The sequence below is a fragment of the Streptomyces spongiicola genome, from assembly GCF_003122365.1.
Lineage (GTDB): Bacteria > Actinomycetota > Actinomycetes > Streptomycetales > Streptomycetaceae > Streptomyces > Streptomyces spongiicola.
In genome coordinates, this window is record NZ_CP029254.1 from 6,172,133 (window position 1) to 6,189,821 (window position 17,689).

Genomic DNA, 17,689 nt, shown 5'->3' on the forward strand with positions numbered 1-17,689 from the left:
TTCGCAAGGCCGGGACGCACCCATGCGCGGGGCCCAGGACTCCGCCGGACCGCCGGACCACCGGCCGAGCGCCGGACCACCGTCGGAGCGCCGCCGGAGCGCCGGGCCGAGGGGCCGAGGGGCCGGCGGAGTCCTGGGACCCGGCCTCGGCCCCGAGCGGGTCCGGAGCGGGTCCGGAGCGAGGCCGCGTCAGATCCTCGCCGTCAGCCGACGTTCGCCGGGACCGCCGCCGGCCGCTCCCGGTCCGCCGGCTGCTCCCGGCTCAGCCGACCGGGCCACCAGGCGGTGCGGCCGATGTCCCTGACGAGGGCGGGGACGAGCAGGGACCGGACGACGAGGGTGTCGAGCAGGACCCCGAAGGCGACGATGAAGGCGATCTGGACCAGGAACGCCAGCGGGATGACGGCGAGCGCGGCGAAGGTCGCGGCCAGTACCACGCCCGCCGAGGTGATGACCCCTCCGGTCGCGGTGAGGCCGCGCAGGACACCCTCCCGCGTACCGTGCAGGAGGGACTCCTCCCGGACCCGGGACATCAGGAAGATGTTGTAGTCCACGCCGAGGGCCACCAGGAAGACGAACCCGTACAGCGGCACCGAGGCGTCGGTGCCCGAGAACCCGAACACGCCCTGGAACACCAGCGCCGAGACACCCAGTGTCGCGACGAAGTTCAGGGCGACGGTCACGACGAGCAGCACGGGGACCAGCACCGACCGGAGCAGCGCGACCAGGATGAGCAGGATCACCACGAGTACGACGGGCACGATCAGCAGACGGTCCCGTTCGGCGGTCCGCTGGGTGTCGTACTGCTGCGCGGTGTAGCCGCCGACCAGGGCGTCCGCCCCGGGTACCGCGTGCACCGCGTCCCGCAGCCTCACCACCGTGTCCTTGGCGGCGTCGCTGTCCGCGGCGTCCTCCAGGGTGACGTCGATCCGGACCTTCCCGCCGGCCGTCAGCGGTTCCCCCGCGCCGGGGCGCCCTGCGGCGGTCGCCGGAACGGCGGAGTCCACTCCTTCGGTCGCGGCGGCCGCCGCCGTCACCTCCTTGACGCGGTCGGCGTCGGCGATGACGACCGCCGGGTTGCCCGAGCCGCCGGGGAAGTGCTCGCCGAGCACGGCCTGCGCGGTGACCGAGGACGCGTCGTTGACGAAGATCTCGTCCAGGGGGACCCCCTTCGACACGAGTCCCGGGGCGAACGCCGCACATGCCAGCAGCCCGGCGAGGGTGGCCGCCCAGACCTTGCGCGGCGCGCGGTCCACCAGCGCGGCCACGCGCGGCCAGATGCCCCGGTCCGCGGAGTCGCCGTCGGCCGCCTGCCCGGGCCGGGCGGGCCAGTAGGCGGCGCGCCCGAGCAGGACCAGCACGGCCGGCAGGAAGGTGAGGGCGCTGAGTACGGCGCAGACGATGCCGATGGCGCCGACCGGACCGAGGGCCCGGTTGTTGGTCAGGTCGCTGAACAGGAGCGCGAGGAGGCCCAGGGCGACGGTGGCCGCACTCGCCACGACGGGGCCGGTGGACCGGCGCAGCGCCGCCCTCATCGCCGCGAACCGGTCCGTCTGCCCGGCCAGTTCCTCGCGGTAGCGGGCCGTCAGCAGCAGCGCGTAGTCGGTCGCGGCGCCGATCACGAGGATCGAGAGGATGCCCTGGACCTGCCCGTCGACCCGCACCACGTCGCGGTCCGCGAGCGCGTAGACGACGGCGCAGGCCAGACCGAGGGCGAGGACCGCGCCGGCGATCACGACCAGCGGCAGCAGCACGCTGCGGTACACCAGCAGCAGGATCAGCAGCACGGTGGCGAGGGCGACGGCCAGCAGCAGTCCGTCGATCCCGGCGAAGGCGTCGGACAGATCCGCCTGCGTGGCGGCGGGACCGGCGAGGTAGGCCGTCGCGCCGGGCACCCCGTCCGCCGCCTCGCGCACCGCCGCCAGGACGTCGGGGAGTTCCTCGCCCAGGTCGGGCCGCAACTGTACGACGCCCTGGAGGGCACGTCCGTCCTCGGCGGGGAGGGCGGGGGACACCGCGCCCGCGGTGCCGGGCGCACCCTCGAGCGAGGCGAGGGCCTCGGTCGCGGACCGCCGCATCGCCGCGTCCGCGGTTCCGTCATCGGCGGTCCAGACGACGACCGCGGGGAGCGTCTCGTCCTGCCGGAAGGCCTCCTGGGCCTCCACGACCCGGGTGGACTCGGCGCTGCGCGGCAGGAAGGCCGCCTGGTCGTTGGTGGCGACCTCGCCGAGCTTCCCGGCATAGGGGCCGAGGGCTGCGCCGCAGACGAGCCAGACCGCCAGCAGGAGGAGCGGTACCAGCCGGCGGGCCGGACGCGAGGAGGGTGACATGGCACTCCCGGGTGTGTGCGATTGCTTCACGCGATGGTCGACGGTCAATTATCCCAGTCATCGACTATCTCAATGATTGAAACAGTTTGGCATGTGCCGGCTCCGTACATCGACTCGGGGTCCCGGCGGCCGGACCGTCCGGCGGGGGAGGCCGACCGTCGCGGGGGGGCATGGCGCCGCTCCCTCTTCCGGCGGCGGGCCGCAACCGGATGCTCTGCGGCCCGAGCGGTTTCCATGGCGGCCCCGGCGGGGTCAGCGGCGTCCGGAGAGGCGGTCCAGCTCCTCGTTCATCGCGGTCAGAAAGCGCAGTACGACGGCCAGTTCGTCGTCGCCGAAGCCCTCCTGGGCCCGGGCCGCAGCCTCGGCGAGCGGCAGGAAGTGCGCGCGGGCGGCGGACCTTCCGCGCGGGGCGTAGTGCAGATGGACGACGCGACGGTCCTTGCTGTCGCGCGATCTGCGGATGTGGCCGGCCCGCTCCAGCCGGTCGAGGCACGCCGTCACGGCTCCGGACGTCAGCCCCAGGTGCTCCCGCAGCCGCCCGGGAGTCAGCGGGGTGTCGGAGTCCAGGATCGCGGCCAGCGCCTGGACGTCGGTGGCGTGCAGTCCCTGGGTTGCGGCGAAGCCGTGCACCAGCCGGTTCATCTCGCCGTTCAGCCGGCGCAGCTCCACGGCGAAGGCTTGCAGGTCGCGACCTTCAGGCCCGGCCGGTCCCGCCACCGCGCCGGTCGCGTCGGCGGTGGTGGCGGTGTCCACCGGCCCCGTCTCGTTCGTCCTCGCCACGCCCCCACCCTATAGAGCGGTGGACGGTGACCTCCGCCGCCGTCCACCGCGGGGCAGGTGGTCGGGGGCCGGGCGCCGAACGGCACGGCGTCCAGGGGCAGTCGTCGAATCGTCTGCCGCCGTGCCGCCGTGCCGCCGTGCTGCCGTGCCGTGTGCGGACGAGACATGTGCCGCCGTGCCGTGTGCGGACGAGACACGTGCGGACGAGACATGTGCCGGCGGTCGTGTGCGGGCGAGACATGTGCCGGCGGTCGTGTGCGGGCGAGACATGTGTTGCCGGACCACGGTCCGCCGAGGCGCGCGAGCCGACGGCGTCCTGCGGAACGTCGCCCGTGCAACGTCGCCCCGTGGAACGACGCAGTACCGATGCGAGTCGCTCGGCGCGCCCGGGCGACGCAACCTGCTCTCGTAAGCGGCCCGCACCCTCGCCGCCGATCCGAACGGCCGGGGCCGAACGGGCCACGGCACACGGTTCCGGCCGGGCGGTCCCGGCGGTGAACGCGGAGGAGGACACCGTGAAACTCAGGGACGAACTGCCCGTCGACCACCGCCTCGCCACCGTCTACCGCGTGGGTGCCGCCCTCTGCGGTGTGATCCTGCTCGTCTTCGCGAGCCTCGGGTTCGCCGACGGCCTCGGCTGGTTCGAGACCGACGGCGCACGGGTGGCAGGAATGTCCAGCAACGGTCTGCTCAGCCTCGTCTCCCTGTGCGTGGGTCTGCTGCTGCTGGGCGGCGCTGTCGTGGGAGGGAACGTCGCCAGCACGCTCAACATGATCGTCGGCGCCGCGTTCGTGCTGAGCGGCTTCGTGCACCTGTTCCTGCTCGACCGCCCCGCCAACATCCTCGACTTCAGCATGTCCAACGTCGTCTTCAGCTTTGTGATGGGGCTGCTCATCGTCACGTTCGGCATGTACGGACGGGTCAGCGGCGGACTTCCGCACGACAATCCCTACTGGCGCAGCCGGCACCCCGAGCAGGCGCGCCGCGAGGCCGGCTCGACGGCGCAGGCGCTCGGGGCCGGGTCGTCCACCCGCCCGCGGCGGGCGGTCTCGGCGGGTCGGGACGCACGGTCGCCCGCCCGCCCGTCGTGACCGACCCGCGGTCGTCCGCCCGCCCGTCGGCAAGCCTGCCCCCGGACCCGAGCCGACGGCAGAGTGACCTTCGGGGTCGGGTGCCGGTCGGGCTCGAGTGTCCGGTCGGGCTCGAGTGTCCGGTCGGGCTCGAGTGTCCGGTCAGGAGGGAGTGCCGGTCAGGAGGGAGTGCCCGCTCCTCCGAGGGCGGTGAGCGCCGCCGGTACGTCCTCGTGAACGGCGGTCGTCAGGCTCAGCCCGGTGAGGTCGAAGAGCTTGGCGACCTGCGGTACCGGAGCCGCGAGGTGCAGATCCCCGCCCATGGCCCGGGTCTCCCTGGTGGCACGTATGAGCACGTTCAGCCCGGAGGAGTCCATGAACCCGACGGCGGACAGATCCAGTACGAGATGACGCCGGCCGTGCAGGGTCTGGTTCGCCAGGTGGTGGCGAAGCAGCGTCGCCGTGTCCACGTCCAGTTCGCCCCGGATCGTCACCACCGCCGTGCCGGGGTCGTGGATCTCGACCTCGACGTCCAGGTTCTGTCCCATGGGGAAGTGCCTCCGCTTTCCGGATGGTCGTTGCGCCGGTGTGCCCACGGCATGGGGCGCCACTCGGTGGGGTCGGCACACATGTGCTGACCGCAGCACGTCTGCCCAGGGCGGGTGTGCGCACACCTGCTCTTTCTGAGTTGCCGCCCGGATACCGTTGCCGCGTGACAAATATTGTTTCCGGCTCGTAGAATCGTGATCTCGTGCCCGGCGTTCGTGACCCCGGAGTCCGTGGATACGTGCACAATGACGGCATGCTGGGCGTATGGCTCCGGCACGACGAGAATCGGATGACGTGGACGAGTTCGCTGCTCTTGAGCAGGCCTTGCGCGGGGCCGCCCCCCACTCTCTGCTCGATGTGATGAGCGCCGCTCTCGACGAGCGGTACGGCACCACCGCGGTCGAGCTCCGGCTGGCCGACTACGGGACGCGGTCCTTGCAGGCCGTGGCCGCCGAGCCCGGAGCGGCCGAGCCCGTGCCGATCCACGGCAGCCCCCAGGGACGCGTCTTCGGCTCCCAGGAGCCGTACGTCACCGGGGAGAGCGGGGACCGGGTCTCCGTGCACCTGCCCGTCACCGTGCGCGGTGACCGACTGGGCGTGCTGACGGTGGGGATGGCCGCGGACGCCTTCACGGAGGCCGACCTCCCGGACCTCGGCCTGGCCTGTGAGGCGCTCGGCCACGAGATGCTCGTCGCGGAGCGCGACACGGACCTGTACCTGCTGGCCCGCCGTGCCGCACGGCTCACCCTCGCGGCCGAGATCCAGTGGCAGCTGCTCCCCGGCCGCGCCTGCGCCCGGGACGAGTTCGCGCTCGGCGCCCAGCTGGAACCCGCCTACGGGATCTTCGGCGACAACTACGACTGGTCCGTGTCCCGGGACCACCTGACCGTCGCCGTCACCAACGGCATGGGCGACGGCACCGAGGCCGCACTCCTCAGCAACCTCGCCGTGAACGCCCTGCGCAACGCCCGCCGCGCGGGCCTCTGCCTCGCCGACCAGGCAGCCCTCGCCGACCAGGCCGTCTACGCCCACTACCGGGGCCGGGCATATGTGTCGGTGCTCCTGCTGCGCTTCGACCTCGCCACCGGCGAGGTGGAGGCCGTCGACGCCGGCTCGCCCCGGCTGTGGCGACTGCGTGACCGCGAGGTGGAGCCGATCCCGTTCGACGCGCAGCTGCCACTCGGCATGTTCGAGGAAACGGTGTACGTGCCGGAGCGGTTCACCGTACGCCCCGGCGACCGGCTGGTGTTCGGCAGCGACGGCGTCTACGAGGCGTTGTCGCCGGCGGGCGAACCCTACGGCGAACGTTCCCTGCCCCGTGCGCTGCTGGCCGCCAGCCTTCTGCCGCCCACCCAGGTGCCCGGGGCGGTACTGCGGGAACTCGCGGGCCACCGTGGGGACAAGAGCCCCGACGACGACGCGCTGGTGCTCTGCCTCGACTGGTACGGACGCGGTGCGGGCACCGGCGGGCTGCCGCGTGCCGCTGCCCGGTCCGGGGGGCTGCAGCGTGCCGCTTCCCGGTCCGGCGGGCTGCCGCACGTGGCTTCCTGACCCCTGCCGGGTGCCGTTTCCCGGTCCGGGGGGGTTGCCGCGTGCCGCTGCCCGGTCCGGGGGCACGGCATCCCCGCGGCGGCCCGCACACCATCCCCGCCCCGGCAGGAGGCAGTTGCGGGCGGGCCGTTCACCTCGGGCGCGCGGAGCCGCCGTCCGGACCGGACTCCTGGGCGGCGTCCGCGACCACGGCCTGCCGGAATCCGTGGAGTCCCTCCAGCAGCGCGGCGCGGGAGGCCGGGTCCATGGCCTGGACGGCCGCCAGCAGGACCTCCTCGCGCTGGGAACGCAACTGGGAGAGGTACGCCGTGCCGTGACCGGTCAGGCGGATCGTCAGCTCCCTCCGGCTGACCGGGCTGGGGGTCCGTTCGACGAGACCCATGGCCTCCAGCCGGTCGCACAGCCTGCTGACCGACGACGGCGCCGAGCCCAGGACGTCGCCGAGCGTACGGAGGTTGATCCCGTCGGCGCGCTCCAGGCTGTACAGCACCCGGAGCTGCGAGGCCGACACGGCCGAGACGGTGTCCCGGCCCCGCTCCCACAGGATCTCGAGCATCTCGATCACGTCACAGGCCGCCCGCGCCGCACCGGTGGCCCGCCGCGACCGTGGAGCCGGACTCGTGCTCATGCCGTGACACTCCATATCGGCGATATCGGCGATATCGGCCATTCAGTCATATCAGCCCTGTCGGCTACATCGGACGTGCTCTGCCGACGCCCGGGGACCCGGTGCGTGCACCTGTCTCCGCACGCCGGTCCCGGGCCGGATCCGCGGGCGGACTTCCGGCGGGCCGCTCGTGGCGCGGGCCGCGGGCACAAGGCGCTTGCCGGGTCACCATATCCCTCCCCGCGTACCCGGCCGGCCGTCGATCCCCGTGCGACGGTGAAACCGTCCCGTGCGGCCGGGGCGAACAACACCCGGCCGCGGGAGGGGCGGCGGCGCGGGTGTCAGGCGGGACGGGCGTCATGTGGGACGGGCGTCACGTGAGACGCGCGTCAGGCGGAACGGGCGTCGTCGGCCGGACGCAGACCCGGTGCGCGGTCCGTCTCGCCGAGCGCGTCGCGGAAACCGGCCAGCCCCACCAGCAGCGCCCTTGCCGCCGTCGGCGTCATCCCCTCGATCACCTCGAGCAGCGATGCGTCGCGGCGGCTGCGCAACTCCTGCAGATAGGTCCGCCCGTGGCTGGTCAGATGCAACTCCAGCTCGCGTCTGCTGACCTGGCTGGGCAGCCGCCGGACGAAGCCGAGTGCCTCGAGCCGGTCGCAGAGCCGGCTGACGGACGAAGGGGCCGAGCCCAGCAGTTCGCCCAGGGTCCTGAGGTTGATCCCCTCGTCGCGGTCGAGGGTGTAGAGCACCCGGAGCTGCGAGGCCGAGACCGGCGCGTACGGCACCTCGCGACCCCGGGTCCACAGGGCCTCGAGAAGCCGGACGAACTCATGGCCCACCACCCGGTCCTCGTGCCGCCGAGGCCGGGAGGCAGACTGGTTCGCATCCATACCGTCCGACACTCCGAATCGGTCACCCTCGTCTCTCGGGGCCGTCACCACCGCGGGTCCGGAGGAAAGCCGTCCCCGCCACCGCAACCATATCTTTTTACCGGCATCGGGCACCGGGGACCACGGCGCACCCTCCCGGGGGCGGCCGCACCGGACGGATGACCGGCCCGGATGAGGGCAGAGTCCCACCGGGCGGGAGCCGCAGGGCCCGGCTGGTCGCAGCGATCGGCTTCCTCGGCTTCCTTGACTTCCTCGGCCCGCTCCGGGCCGCCTCCGGTCATCCGGCAGTCTCCCGCCGCGCCCGCGCCCGCGCCTGCACGCCATGTCCGGCGCCGGGGACCGCCGGTCCGCCCGACGGACGGTGCCCCGCGCGGCCGCCATGGCGTGAGTGCTGCTGGCCGCCCCCGGCGCAGCGCCCTGGTGCTCAACCTCGGCGGCGAGCCGGCCGCGGCTCTGGGCGGGGTGCCCGGTGCCGGGTGCCGACGGGGCGGCGGTCGTCAACCGGGGCGTCCTCACGTGGCCGCCGACTCGTGGGTGTCGTTCACGAAGGGCTCGGCCTTCCCGTGGGACGTCCGTTCGGGGGGTGGGCCCCGGCACTCCGACGCCGCCTGAACACGGTGCAGCCGACCGTACGGACATACGGGTGGCCTTGTGGCGTGGTGCGAGGGACGCCTGAAATGCCGTGCATGAGGTGGTGGATTCGGGGCACATGGTGAGCACATCAGAAGAAGGAGTGGACGCTGTGTTGATGCCGGACCCCAAGGCGCTTCGGAGCCTCCTGGCGCGTTACGCGGACCTGCGCATCGCCGTACCGGGGAACGACGAGAGCCGTCGTGCACTGGACGACGTGACCTACACGTTGTGCGTGATGACGGCCACGAGCACCATCGGGGACGCGCTCGAACGGGCCGACGCGCTGCTGGCGGGGGCGTCGATCCCGGCTCCGGTGCCCGCGCCCGCCACGGGCGGCGCCACCGGCAACCCGAAGCAGGGCACGGCACCGCGCCCGACCGCTACGCCCAGGGAGGGCAGCGGCACCACCCTGGTCGCCTGACCCGTCCCGCGATGCGCCGTCCCGGGGGCGAACGGCACCCGGCCGTTCGGTCCCGGGACGGCGCACTTCCGTGGTCCGGCACGGTCTTCCCGCCACGCCACCGGCGGTGCGCCTCCGTTCCGCACGGGTTCTCCCGCGGCCGCGCCACCGGGCGGCGCGGCCGCGTCCCCGCCGGTGTCCCGGTCGTTTCTCCCCGGTGCCCGGTGCCCGGTGCCCGGTGCCCGGTGCCCGGTGCCCGGTGCCCGGTGCCCGGCGCGGTCGGTGCGGTCCCGCCATCGGCCCGCCGCCGACGGTCCGCGGCGGCCGCCGACGCCGGCCTGCGCGCACCGATGCCGGCCTGCGGGCGTCGCGCCTCGGCTCACCGCAGTCAGTACGATGAGGCCGCGAAGGCGGGACGACGCCGGAGGGAGACGGGGTTGGGCAACCGGGGAACGGTCGGCGCGCTCCCCGCGGGCGGCGGGCGCCGTCGCGGACAGGGCGAACTCGAGGCACAGGTGCTTTCCGTGCTGAGGACCGCGCCGGGCCCGGTCACCGCCGCCTGGGTGCAGGAGCGCCTGCCCGGAGCACTCGCGTACACCACGGTCATGACGATCCTGTCCCGGCTGCGCGCCAAGAACGCCGTCACCCGGCAGCGGGAGGGCCGTTCGTTCGCCTGGGAGGCCACCGCGGACCAGGCGGGTCTCGCCGCCCTGCGCATGCGCCGCGTCCTCGACGGCGAACACGACCGGGAAGCGGTGCTCACCAGCTTCGTCACCTCCCTGTCCCCCGAGGACGAGCAGGTGCTGCGCGAGCTGCTCGACCATACGGACGACGATCCCGAGGAGTGACCGGGTGGGTCTCTTCGTCTTCCTGCCCCTGGTGCTGCCCCTGACGGCGTGGCCGATCGCACGCCTGGCCGAGCAGCATCTGCACCCCCGGACGGCCACCCGTGTCCTGGCCGGGGTCGGCGCCCTGCTGGCCCTGTGCAGCACGCTCTGCCTCGCGCTCATCATGGTGGTGGGCACGGCGCAGCTGCCGGGGAACCCGCTGCCGGACAGCTGGTCCGATCCCGAGGTGCGTGAGGCGGTCCCGTACGACGAGGTCGCGGGCAGGCTGGCGATCCCCGCGCTGGCCGCCGTCGCGGTGGCCGCCGTCCGCACGCTGTGGCGGCACCACCGGGTCCGGCGCCGGGCGGAGCGCGCCCTGGAGGGGCTCCCGCCGTCTTCGGTCGCGGTGCTGCCCGACGAGGCGCCGTACGCCTACGCGCTGCCCGGCGGCCGGGGCTCCTCGGGGGGCAGGGTCGTGGTGTCCGCCGGCATGCTGGCACGCCTCGACTCGCGGGAGCGCCGCGCGCTGTTCGCACACGAGCGCGCGCATCTGGCCGCGGGACACCACCGCCATCTCCTCGCGGCCCGGCTGGCCGCCCGCGCCAACCCCTTCCTGCGGCCCCTGCACACCGCCGTCGCCTACTGCGCGGAGCGCTGGGCGGACGAGGAGGCCGCCGGAGCGATCGGCAGCCGGCGCGTGATGGCGAGGGCGGTCGGAAAGGCGGCCATGGCCTCCCGGGGCAGGCCGTTCGACGTGCCGGCCGGTTTCGCCACGGGTCCGGTGCCCCGGCGCGTCGCCGCCCTGCTGGGGCCCGTGCCGCCCGCCCGGACCTGGCCGCCCGCCTTCACCGCGGCGGGCGTCGCCCTCTGGACGGCCGCCGCGGGGACCGCGGTGTCAGCGCTGTCGTCGGCGAACTCGGCCGTGGCGCTGTTCCTGGTCCTGAAGGCCGCGACGCCGCTGTAGGCCGCCCCCCGGCGGCCCGCCGGGCAGCTCTACAGGCCTACAGCGGTCTGCAGCGGCCCGGCGGGCCACGGCCTGCAGTGGCCCGGTGGTGGGCCTCTGCAGGCCTCCCCGGGACCTGTCAGTCCTCCTCGCCCCCGTCCCCGCCTTCTTCCTCTTCCTCCTCCTCGAAGGCGTCACCGATCTCGTCCACGATCTCCGCGCCGACGATGCCCGCGCCGACACCCACGGCGAGGCCCGCCGCACCGGCGGCGACAGCGGTGCCCACGCCGGGGCCGTGGTGGTGCCCGCCGTGGTGGTGGCCGCCGTGCCCGGTCCCGTCGACCAGGCCGTGGGAGGCATGGCCGCTGTGGGACCCGTGTCCGGCGTGGGAGGCACCGTGCTCCAGCAGCTGCCGCAGCCAGCCGTCGACCCTGGCGTTCCAGTCCGCGTGCCCGGCCTCCTCGTGGGCGACGGTGTGGCGGGTGAGCGCCTCGTGGCCGCCGCCGAGGAGTGTGCCGCGGCGGTCGGCCTCCAGGACCACCTCCACACCGCCGGGGCCCGCGATGAAGGTCACCTCGACCTCGTCGGCGGCGTGTGCGTGGTGCGGCGGCGGGGTGAGTTCGATCTCCTGGTAGAAGGGCAGCCGCTGCGCCGTGCCCCCGATGCGCCCGTACTCGACGTCGGCGGAGCGGAAGCCGAAGCCGAGCTGCCCGAACGCCTCCAGAACCGCTTCCTGGACCGGGAGCGGCCGTACCGCGAGCAGGTCCAGGTCGCCCTTGTCCCGGGCGCCGGCCACGCCGATCTCGGTACGCACGCCGAGGACGACGCCGAGGGCCTGCCCGTGCAGTTCGGTGACCGGCGTCTCCCAGGGCACGGCCACCGAGAAGGGGACCGTGTGCCGTACGCCCGCCTCGAGCCGGAAGCCGCCGCCGACCGTGAAGCGCTCGAAGGCGACCTCCCCCTCGTGCTCCCCGTCATCGGTCTCGGCCTCGACGCGGGCGACGAACTCCAGGGTGATGTGCTCGATGTCGAAGGCGGCGTCCCCGCCCTCGAGGCGGACCTCGCCGGTGAGGCTGCCGCCGGGCGGGACCGCTCCGGGGGCGAGGACCGTGTCCACGGCCGGGCCGCCGACGCCGATCGAGCCGAGCAGTCGCTTGAACACCATCGTGGCGTTCACTCCTTCATGTACGCGGGGGTTCTGCGGGAAGCGGCGGAGCCGCGCGGTCGGGCGGTCCGGGCCGGGGAGCACCCTCGCCGCCCGGGAACATCCCGTACCACCCTGGCGTTATCTACACGCATGTAGAAGCATAGAGCGGAGTCCCCGCCGCAGGTCGCGCTCGCGGGCGGGCGTACCGGATTGGCCGAAAAGGCCTCATGGATGGCCTGTGCCAGGGGAATGGTCAGGTGCTTTACCGGTCCTTTACCATGGTGCGACGGGTACCGTCCCGACCACGAGAAACCACCAGGGCCCACCCGGCCCGCCGAGTCACGAAGGAGCAGCAGACCCGCAATGGGTGAACCTCCCAGTCCCAGCCGTGCCCCGTCCCGCCCGCCGTACTGTGAGGGCCGGGAGGTGGCACGGTGACCGAAGCACTCCTGCTGCTCGTCGCCCTGGCGCTCACGCTCGCCTGCGCCGTCTTCGTCGCGGCCGAGTTCTCCCTCACCACCGTCGAACGCGGTGAGCTGGAGCGTGCCGCCCGGAGCGGCGACCGGGGCGCCGAGAGCGCCCTGAAGGCCGTGAAGCGCCTCACCCTCCAGTTGTCCGGCGCCCAGCTGGGCATCACCGTGACCTCGCTGCTGATCGGCATGCTCGCGGAGCCGTCCGTGTCCGCGCTGCTGCGCGGCCCGCTCCAGTCGGCCGGACTGCCCGCGGGCGCCGTGCCGACCGTGTCCACCCTCCTCGGCGTCGCCCTCTCGACCGTCGTCCTGATGGTGGTCGGCGAGCTCGTGCCGAAGAACTGGGCGATCTCCCGCCCGCTGGCCGTGGCGAGGGTCGTGGCCGGGCCGCAGCGCGGCTTCACCGCCGCGTTCGGACCGCTCATCCACCACCTGAACAACACGGCGAACCGCATGGTGCGCCGCTTCGGGCTGGAGCCCGCGGAGGAGCTGGCGTCGGCCCGCACCCCCGAGGAACTGATCGCCCTCGCCCGGCACTCGGCGCGCGAGGGCGCGATCGAGGCCGACTCGGCCGAGCTCTTCGTCCGCACCCTGCACCTGGGCGAACTGACCGCGGAGAACGTCATGACGCCACGCGTCGACGTGCGCGCCCTGGAGGTGCAGGCCACGGCCGCCGACGCGGCGAACCTCACCCTCGCCACCGGCCTTTCCCGCTTCCCCGTCTACCGGGACAGCCTCGACGAGGTCATCGGCACCGTGCACATCCGCGACGTCCTCGCCCTGGACGAGGACAAGCGTTCGCTCACGCCGATAGGCGACCTGGCCACCGCACCCCTGCTGGTGCCGCACTCCCTGCCCGTGGACAAGCTCCTCGGGCGGCTGCGCAGGGCCCGCACCATGGCAGTGATCATCGACGAGTACGGGGGCACCGCCGGTGTCGCCACCGTCGAGGACATCGTCGAGGAGGTCGTCGGCGAGGTCCGCGACGAGCACGACCCCCACGAGACGCCCGACCTGGAGCCCGCCGAGCCCGCGCTCGACGGCCGCCGGGTGTGGGACGCCGACGGGAGCGTGCGCATCGACCAGCTCCGGGAGATCGGCTTCACCGCGCCCGACGGCCCCTACGAGACCCTGGCCGGTCTGGTCGCCGCCCGCCTGGAGCGCATCCCGGCCGCCGCCGACCGCCTCGACATCGACGGCTGGCAGCTGGCCGTGCTGCACACCGAGCACCACCGCGCCGACCGCGTCCGCATCACCGCCCCCGCCGCGGCCCAGAGCGTGGAGGAGCTCCGATGACCACTCTCCAGTTGCTGATCGGCGCGCTCACCCTCGTCACCAACGCCTTCTTCGTCGGTGCCGAGTTCGCCCTGATCTCGGTACGCCGCAGCCAGATCGAGCCGGCCGCCATGCGGGGCAACCGCCGCGCCAGGACCACCCTGTGGGGCATCGAGCACCTGTCCGCGATGATGGCCACCGCCCAGCTCGGCATCACCGTGTCGTCGCTGGTGCTCGGCGCGGTCGCCGAACCGGCGATCGCGCATCTGCTGGAACCCCCGTTCCAGGCCATCGGCGTGCCCGACGCGCTGATCCACCCCATCGCCTTCGTCATCGCGCTGACCCTGGCGACGTATCTGCACATGCTCCTCGGCGAGATGGTCCCGAAGAACATCGCCCTCGCCGCCCCGGTGCCGACCGCGCTGCTCCTCGGCCCGCCGCTGGTGGCGCTGACCCGGGCACTGCGACCGGTCATCTTCGGTATCAACGCCTTTGCCAACACCCTGCTCCGTCTGCTGAGGGTCGAGCCGAAGGACGAGGTGGCCTCGGTCTTCACTGACGACGAGCTGGCCCGCCTGGTCAAGGACTCCAGCGAGGCCGGCCTCCTCGAGCCGGAGGACGGCCAGCGGCTGCAGGACGCGCTGGAGCTGGGCACCAGGCCGGTCGGCGAGGTGATGGTGCCGCTCAACAAGATGCTCACCGTCGACGCCGGCATCACCCCCCAGGGACTGGAGCGGGCTTCCGTCGCCAACCGGTTCTCCCGTCTCCCGGTGGTCGCGGAGGGCGGTGCGATCCTGGGCTACCTGCACATCAAGGACGCACTCGGCGCCGCCGACCGCACGAAGCCGTTCCCGCGCACGGCCCTCCACCCCATCATCAAGGTCGCCATCGACACCCCCCTCGACGACACCCTGACGGCCATGCGGGGCGCCGGCACCCATCTCGCCGCCGTCACCGGCACCAAGGGCACCGTCATCGGCTTCGTCACCATGGAGGACGTCCTGGAGGAGCTGGTGGGCCCGGCCCCCGACGCGCTCGTCTGATCGGCGAGCGCCGCTGCCGCACACCGGCCGCCGCCCCGCCCCGGCCGCCGCCCCGCCCTCCCGGGCGCGGCGGCGGCCGTGTTGGGCGTCCGTCTGGTCCGCTGCACCTCTCCTGCGTCGCCGCGCACGGCACGCTCGCCCACCGGAACGACGAGCCCGTCGAGTCGCCACGGTCGTGCCGGTCAGCACGGGCGCCGGGGCGACCAGGATGTACGGGGCAGCCGGCGCGGGGGCAGGTCTCGCGCGGCGGGCCGGTGCGAAGCGGGTGGTACGGCGGGGCGCGGTACGGGGTTCAGGGCGGGGGCGCGGGCGGGGGCGCGGGGCGCGGCGCGGTGTGGTGCGCCGCAGTGCGCTGCGGCGCGGTGTCAAGGAAGCGTCAGCGGCTCGCGCAGGCAGGTGACGGGGCATCCGATCCGCGGAATCCTGCTTGCGTGATGCCCACCCGGCCCCCGGACCGGGGGATGTGCACGGCCGTTCCCGTGCTCGGCGGCGTGGCGGTGCTCCTGGTTGCCGCGGGGGCCGCCGCCGGGGCCGTGTGGCTGGTCGGCGCCGGAGTCTGGGCGCTGATCGCGGCCGTGGCCACCAAGCTCGTCTACCGGCCCTGAGGAACTCCCGGGACAGCGGCCCGGTCGAGGGAGGACACAGCCGCTGTGCCCTCCCTCGGCGGTCACGTCGTCCGGCGCCTGTGGACGAGACCCACCGCGATGTCCACGACGACGAAGCCGAGCAGCGTCACACCCAGCAGGGGCAGGGCCCATCCGAGGGCCACGACGGCCGGGACGCCGACGATCAGCACCGGAAGGGGGAGCCGGCGCCAGGCGCCGCGGGCCGGTGCCTTCCCGAACGGTGCGCTGCGGTCCGACCGGGTGGGGCGCCGCTGCCACCACATGCGGTACCCCCAGAGGATCATCAGCATCAGGCCGACCGCGACGGCGGCGAGCACGATCTGGTTGACGACGCCGAAGAGGACGCCCATGTGACCCTGCACGCCCAGCTTGCTGAGCTTCGCGAGGAGCGGGTAGTCCGCCCACCGGGCCCGCGCTGTGGCCTCGCCCTTCTCGACGTCGACCGCGACCTGGTCGTAGTGGACGGGCCAGACGTCGTCCCCCTGGGCCACCACCCAGGCGCTGGACGCGTCCGCGGGCGGCGCGATGTCGACGGTGCCGCCGAGCCCCGCCTGACGCGCCACCCTGAGCGCCGCGTCGAAGCCCGCCGGGTCGGCGTCGGCTTCCCCGGCGCCGTCCGCGGCTCCCCCGTGGCCGCCGTGGCCGGCGTGCTCGTCCTCCGCGGGCGGAGTGGCGCCCGGCAGGAGGGTGTCGAGTTCCGGTGCGCGTCCCTTCGCCGCGTCGAGCAACTGACCGAAGCGCTCGCCCGCGTACTGGGACCAGGTCAGACCGGTGGCACTGAGGAAGAACAGGGCGATCGCCAGCCACACACCGGTCGCCGCGTGCCGGCCGCGGGTGCGCCGCACGCCCCGGGCCGTCCGGTCGGGCAGCAGCACACCGCGGACCGACCTCGCGCGCAGGCCCCGGCTGCGGCCCAGCCACAGGACCAGTCCGCCGGCGACGACCACCCAGAGCCAGCTGGCCGCGATCTCCGAGTACAGGCGGCCGGTCTCGCCGAGGTGGAGGTTGCGGTGGAGGTCGTCGAGCCAGGTCGTGAGCGGAGTCGAACCCCACCAGGTGGTCAGCTCGCCCTGCACCTCCGCGGTGTAGGGGTCCACGAAGACGGTGCGCTGCTTGTCGCCCAGCTCGGGCACCGACAGCACCACGCGGGTGGTGTCCTCCGGGCCGGACGGGGTGGTCACCGAGGCCAGCGCGCCCTCAGGGTGCGCGGACCGGGCGGCCGTGATCTGCTCGGCGAGCGGTCGCCGGGTCTCGCCGACCCGTTCGACGGTCAGCTTGTCGCCGTAGACGAGCTGGTCGAGCTGGGGGGCGAGGGTGTAGAGCAGGCCGGTCAGAGCGGCCACGAAGAGGAACGGGGCGACGAAGACCCCGGCGTAGAAGTGCATACGGACCAGCAGGGCGCGGACGCCTTGCCAGGAGCGTCCGGTGGCGGCCGGCTCCGGCGTGGCGGACTGCGGTTCGTCGCCCTGCGGCTGTCTGTGGACGGTTGACGTCATCGGTGGGATCCCCAAGTGCTGCGCGCCGGGTTACGGCGCGTCCGGTGGCGGACGGGGCGGGTCGCGAACCAGCCCCGGGGCGGTGTGCCGTGACCACCGAGGACGTCGGCGGTCGGGCCGGAGCGGGGAGGGGAGGGCCGCGCCGGGGATGGCAGCGGGTGAGCGCCCCCGGGCGGAGGCGGTGTTCGGCCGCCGCCGGCACCGGGGACGAGGGGTGTGCCGGCAGCGGGGAAGCCTCCGCGCAGTGGCGGCGGAGCCCGGACCGCAGCAGTGCCCGGAGCCGGCGGAGCAGGCGCTCCCCGAACACCAGGCACAGCGCCGTGCCGAGGGTCACCAGCGCGTGGCCCGCGGTCATCGCGGCGGTCATGGAATGACCGGCGGCGTCGGCGGACGCGACGGCGTCGCCGCCGAGCCCCCCGTGGTGCGAGCCCGCCCCGTACGCCGGACCGCCGCCGGGCGAACGGCCGTGCGTCGTTCCGTGCGCCCCGGGTCCCGTGCCTGCGTGCGGGGCGTGCCGGGCGTGCGGGGCGGGTGCGGAGGACAGCAGGTGGAGGGCGATGTGAAGGGTGAACTGGACGGCGCCGAGCGACAGTACGGCGACGTCGAACCTGCGCCGTGCTCCGCCCAGAGCGGTCCCGAGGACCGTCAGGACGCCGAGGACCGCCAGCAGAGCGCCCGCGTCCGGAAGCCGGCCGCCGGCGGCCGTGTGCGCCGAGGCGCCCAGCAGCAGGGAGGCACAGGCGCAGAGCAGACCGCTTCCGGTCCGCCTCAGCCAGCTTCCCGGTCCGCGCACCCGCACAAGCTATCGACACCGTACGCGTGTGCGGAACCGGGCGGTCCGATTTTCTGGCCGCCGTGATCGGGTTCATCTGCGCTACGCGCGAGGCCGGTTGCCGACGGTTTCCCGTGGTGCCTCCCGCGTCCGGCGGTCGCCCGCGGCCGAGTCGGTGTGGGCCGAATCACAGGGTGGGTGCCAGGAGGGGGCGGGTGAGGTGCCGCCGGGTCGGCGGGGCGTCGGGGTGGCTGGTCGCCTGGGTCCCGGGTCGGTCGGT

15 protein-coding genes are annotated in these 17,689 nt (G+C 74.0%); 8 read left to right on the plus strand and 7 right to left on the minus strand.

The annotated features are described in order from the left end of the window. Positions 1-203: 203 nt before the first annotated feature. Together DDQ41_RS26895 and DDQ41_RS26900 are read right to left on the minus strand one after the other, a co-directional pair. The gene (locus DDQ41_RS26895; protein WP_109296783.1) at positions 204-2,330 is read right to left on the minus strand and encodes an MMPL family transporter; all 2,127 of its coding nucleotides are present in this window, start codon (positions 2,328-2,330) and stop codon (positions 204-206) included. 252 nt (positions 2,331-2,582) lie between these two features. Beyond that, positions 2,583-3,083, minus strand: a complete 501-nt coding sequence (locus DDQ41_RS26900) for a MarR family winged helix-turn-helix transcriptional regulator (protein WP_116426751.1) — start codon at positions 3,081-3,083, stop codon at positions 2,583-2,585. Between the two features lie 542 nt (positions 3,084-3,625). Between DDQ41_RS26900 and DDQ41_RS26905 the strand changes: the two genes are divergently transcribed. After that, positions 3,626-4,201 (plus strand): DUF4383 domain-containing protein, encoded by a 576-nt coding sequence (locus tag DDQ41_RS26905; RefSeq protein WP_109297965.1) that lies wholly within the window; start codon positions 3,626-3,628, stop codon positions 4,199-4,201. 158 nt (positions 4,202-4,359) lie between these two features. Here DDQ41_RS26905 and DDQ41_RS26910 read toward each other — a convergent pair whose 3' ends face one another. Beyond that, a complete protein-coding gene (locus DDQ41_RS26910; RefSeq protein WP_109296784.1) occupies positions 4,360-4,728 on the minus strand; it encodes an STAS domain-containing protein in 369 nt (122 codons plus the stop codon). Positions 4,729-5,023: 295 nt separating this feature from the next. Between DDQ41_RS26910 and DDQ41_RS26915 the strand changes: the two genes are divergently transcribed. Further along, positions 5,024-6,280, plus strand: coding sequence for a PP2C family protein-serine/threonine phosphatase (locus DDQ41_RS26915; protein WP_262508588.1), 1,257 nt, complete (start codon positions 5,024-5,026; stop codon positions 6,278-6,280). Positions 6,281-6,410: 130 nt separating this feature from the next. Here the strand turns inward: DDQ41_RS26915 and DDQ41_RS26920 are convergent, their stop codons facing one another. Further along, positions 6,411-6,908: a MarR family winged helix-turn-helix transcriptional regulator gene (locus DDQ41_RS26920; protein ID WP_109296785.1), complete on the minus strand. Its 498-nt coding sequence runs from the start codon at positions 6,906-6,908 to the stop codon at positions 6,411-6,413. 368 nt (positions 6,909-7,276) lie between these two features. Next, a complete protein-coding gene (locus tag DDQ41_RS26925) occupies positions 7,277-7,777 on the minus strand; it encodes a MarR family transcriptional regulator (protein WP_172607560.1) in 501 nt (166 codons plus the stop codon). Between the two features lie 748 nt (positions 7,778-8,525). Here DDQ41_RS26925 and DDQ41_RS26930 point away from each other — a divergent pair. From DDQ41_RS26930 to DDQ41_RS26945, 3 genes are all read left to right on the plus strand, one after another. Further along, complete coding sequence (locus DDQ41_RS26930; protein WP_262508589.1) at positions 8,526-8,831, plus strand: DUF5133 domain-containing protein; 306 nt, start codon at positions 8,526-8,528, stop codon at positions 8,829-8,831. 416 nt (positions 8,832-9,247) lie between these two features. Further along, positions 9,248-9,658, plus strand: a complete 411-nt coding sequence (locus tag DDQ41_RS26940; RefSeq protein ID WP_109296788.1) for a BlaI/MecI/CopY family transcriptional regulator — start codon at positions 9,248-9,250, stop codon at positions 9,656-9,658. A 4-nt stretch (positions 9,659-9,662) separates the two neighbouring features. Beyond that, positions 9,663-10,601 (plus strand): M48 family metalloprotease, encoded by a 939-nt coding sequence (locus tag DDQ41_RS26945; protein WP_109296789.1) that lies wholly within the window; start codon positions 9,663-9,665, stop codon positions 10,599-10,601. 118 nt (positions 10,602-10,719) lie between these two features. Here the strand turns inward: DDQ41_RS26945 and DDQ41_RS26950 are convergent, their stop codons facing one another. Next, positions 10,720-11,745 carry a sporulation protein gene (locus DDQ41_RS26950; RefSeq protein ID WP_109296790.1) on the minus strand — a complete coding sequence of 342 codons (1,026 nt, stop codon included), beginning with the start codon at positions 11,743-11,745 and terminating at the stop codon, positions 10,720-10,722. Between the two features lie 416 nt (positions 11,746-12,161). Between DDQ41_RS26950 and DDQ41_RS26955 the strand changes: the two genes are divergently transcribed. The 3 genes from DDQ41_RS26955 to DDQ41_RS31485 all read left to right on the plus strand — a co-directional run bounded on the left by DDQ41_RS26955 (position 12,162) and on the right by DDQ41_RS31485 (position 15,120). After that, positions 12,162-13,493, plus strand: coding sequence for a hemolysin family protein (locus DDQ41_RS26955; RefSeq protein WP_109296791.1), 1,332 nt, complete (start codon positions 12,162-12,164; stop codon positions 13,491-13,493). Beyond that, the gene (locus DDQ41_RS26960; RefSeq protein ID WP_109296792.1) at positions 13,490-14,515 is read left to right on the plus strand and encodes a hemolysin family protein; all 1,026 of its coding nucleotides are present in this window, start codon (positions 13,490-13,492) and stop codon (positions 14,513-14,515) included. Before DDQ41_RS26955 ends, DDQ41_RS26960 begins: the two co-directional genes overlap by 4 nt. Before the next feature lie 431 nt (positions 14,516-14,946). Continuing rightward, positions 14,947-15,120: a hypothetical protein gene (locus tag DDQ41_RS31485; protein WP_162602597.1), complete on the plus strand. Its 174-nt coding sequence runs from the start codon at positions 14,947-14,949 to the stop codon at positions 15,118-15,120. Positions 15,121-15,182: 62 nt separating this feature from the next. On the opposite strand, the gene DDQ41_RS26965 is transcribed toward DDQ41_RS31485, so the two are convergent. Beyond that, positions 15,183-16,637 carry a PepSY-associated TM helix domain-containing protein gene (locus DDQ41_RS26965; RefSeq protein ID WP_109296793.1) on the minus strand — a complete coding sequence of 485 codons (1,455 nt, stop codon included), beginning with the start codon at positions 16,635-16,637 and terminating at the stop codon, positions 15,183-15,185. Between the last annotated feature and the right edge of the window lie 1,052 nt (positions 16,638-17,689).

Excerpts from the sequence above, each read along its gene's own strand:
- DDQ41_RS26930 (WP_262508589.1), top strand. The coding sequence starts at position 8,526 with ATGCCGGACCCCAAGGCGCTTCGGAGCCTCCTGGCGCGTTACGCGGAC.
- DDQ41_RS26920 (WP_109296785.1), bottom strand. The coding sequence starts at position 6,908 with ATGAGCACGAGTCCGGCTCCACGGTCGCGGCGGGCCACCGGTGCGGCG.
- DDQ41_RS26965 (WP_109296793.1), bottom strand. The coding sequence starts at position 16,637 with ATGACGTCAACCGTCCACAGACAGCCGCAGGGCGACGAACCGCAGTCC.
- DDQ41_RS26950 (WP_109296790.1), bottom strand. The coding sequence starts at position 11,745 with ATGGTGTTCAAGCGACTGCTCGGCTCGATCGGCGTCGGCGGCCCGGCC.
- DDQ41_RS26960 (WP_109296792.1), top strand. The coding sequence starts at position 13,490 with ATGACCACTCTCCAGTTGCTGATCGGCGCGCTCACCCTCGTCACCAAC.
- DDQ41_RS26895 (WP_109296783.1), bottom strand. The coding sequence starts at position 2,330 with ATGTCACCCTCCTCGCGTCCGGCCCGCCGGCTGGTACCGCTCCTCCTG.
- DDQ41_RS26925 (WP_172607560.1), bottom strand. The coding sequence starts at position 7,777 with ATGGATGCGAACCAGTCTGCCTCCCGGCCTCGGCGGCACGAGGACCGG.
- DDQ41_RS26910 (WP_109296784.1), bottom strand. The coding sequence starts at position 4,728 with ATGGGACAGAACCTGGACGTCGAGGTCGAGATCCACGACCCCGGCACG.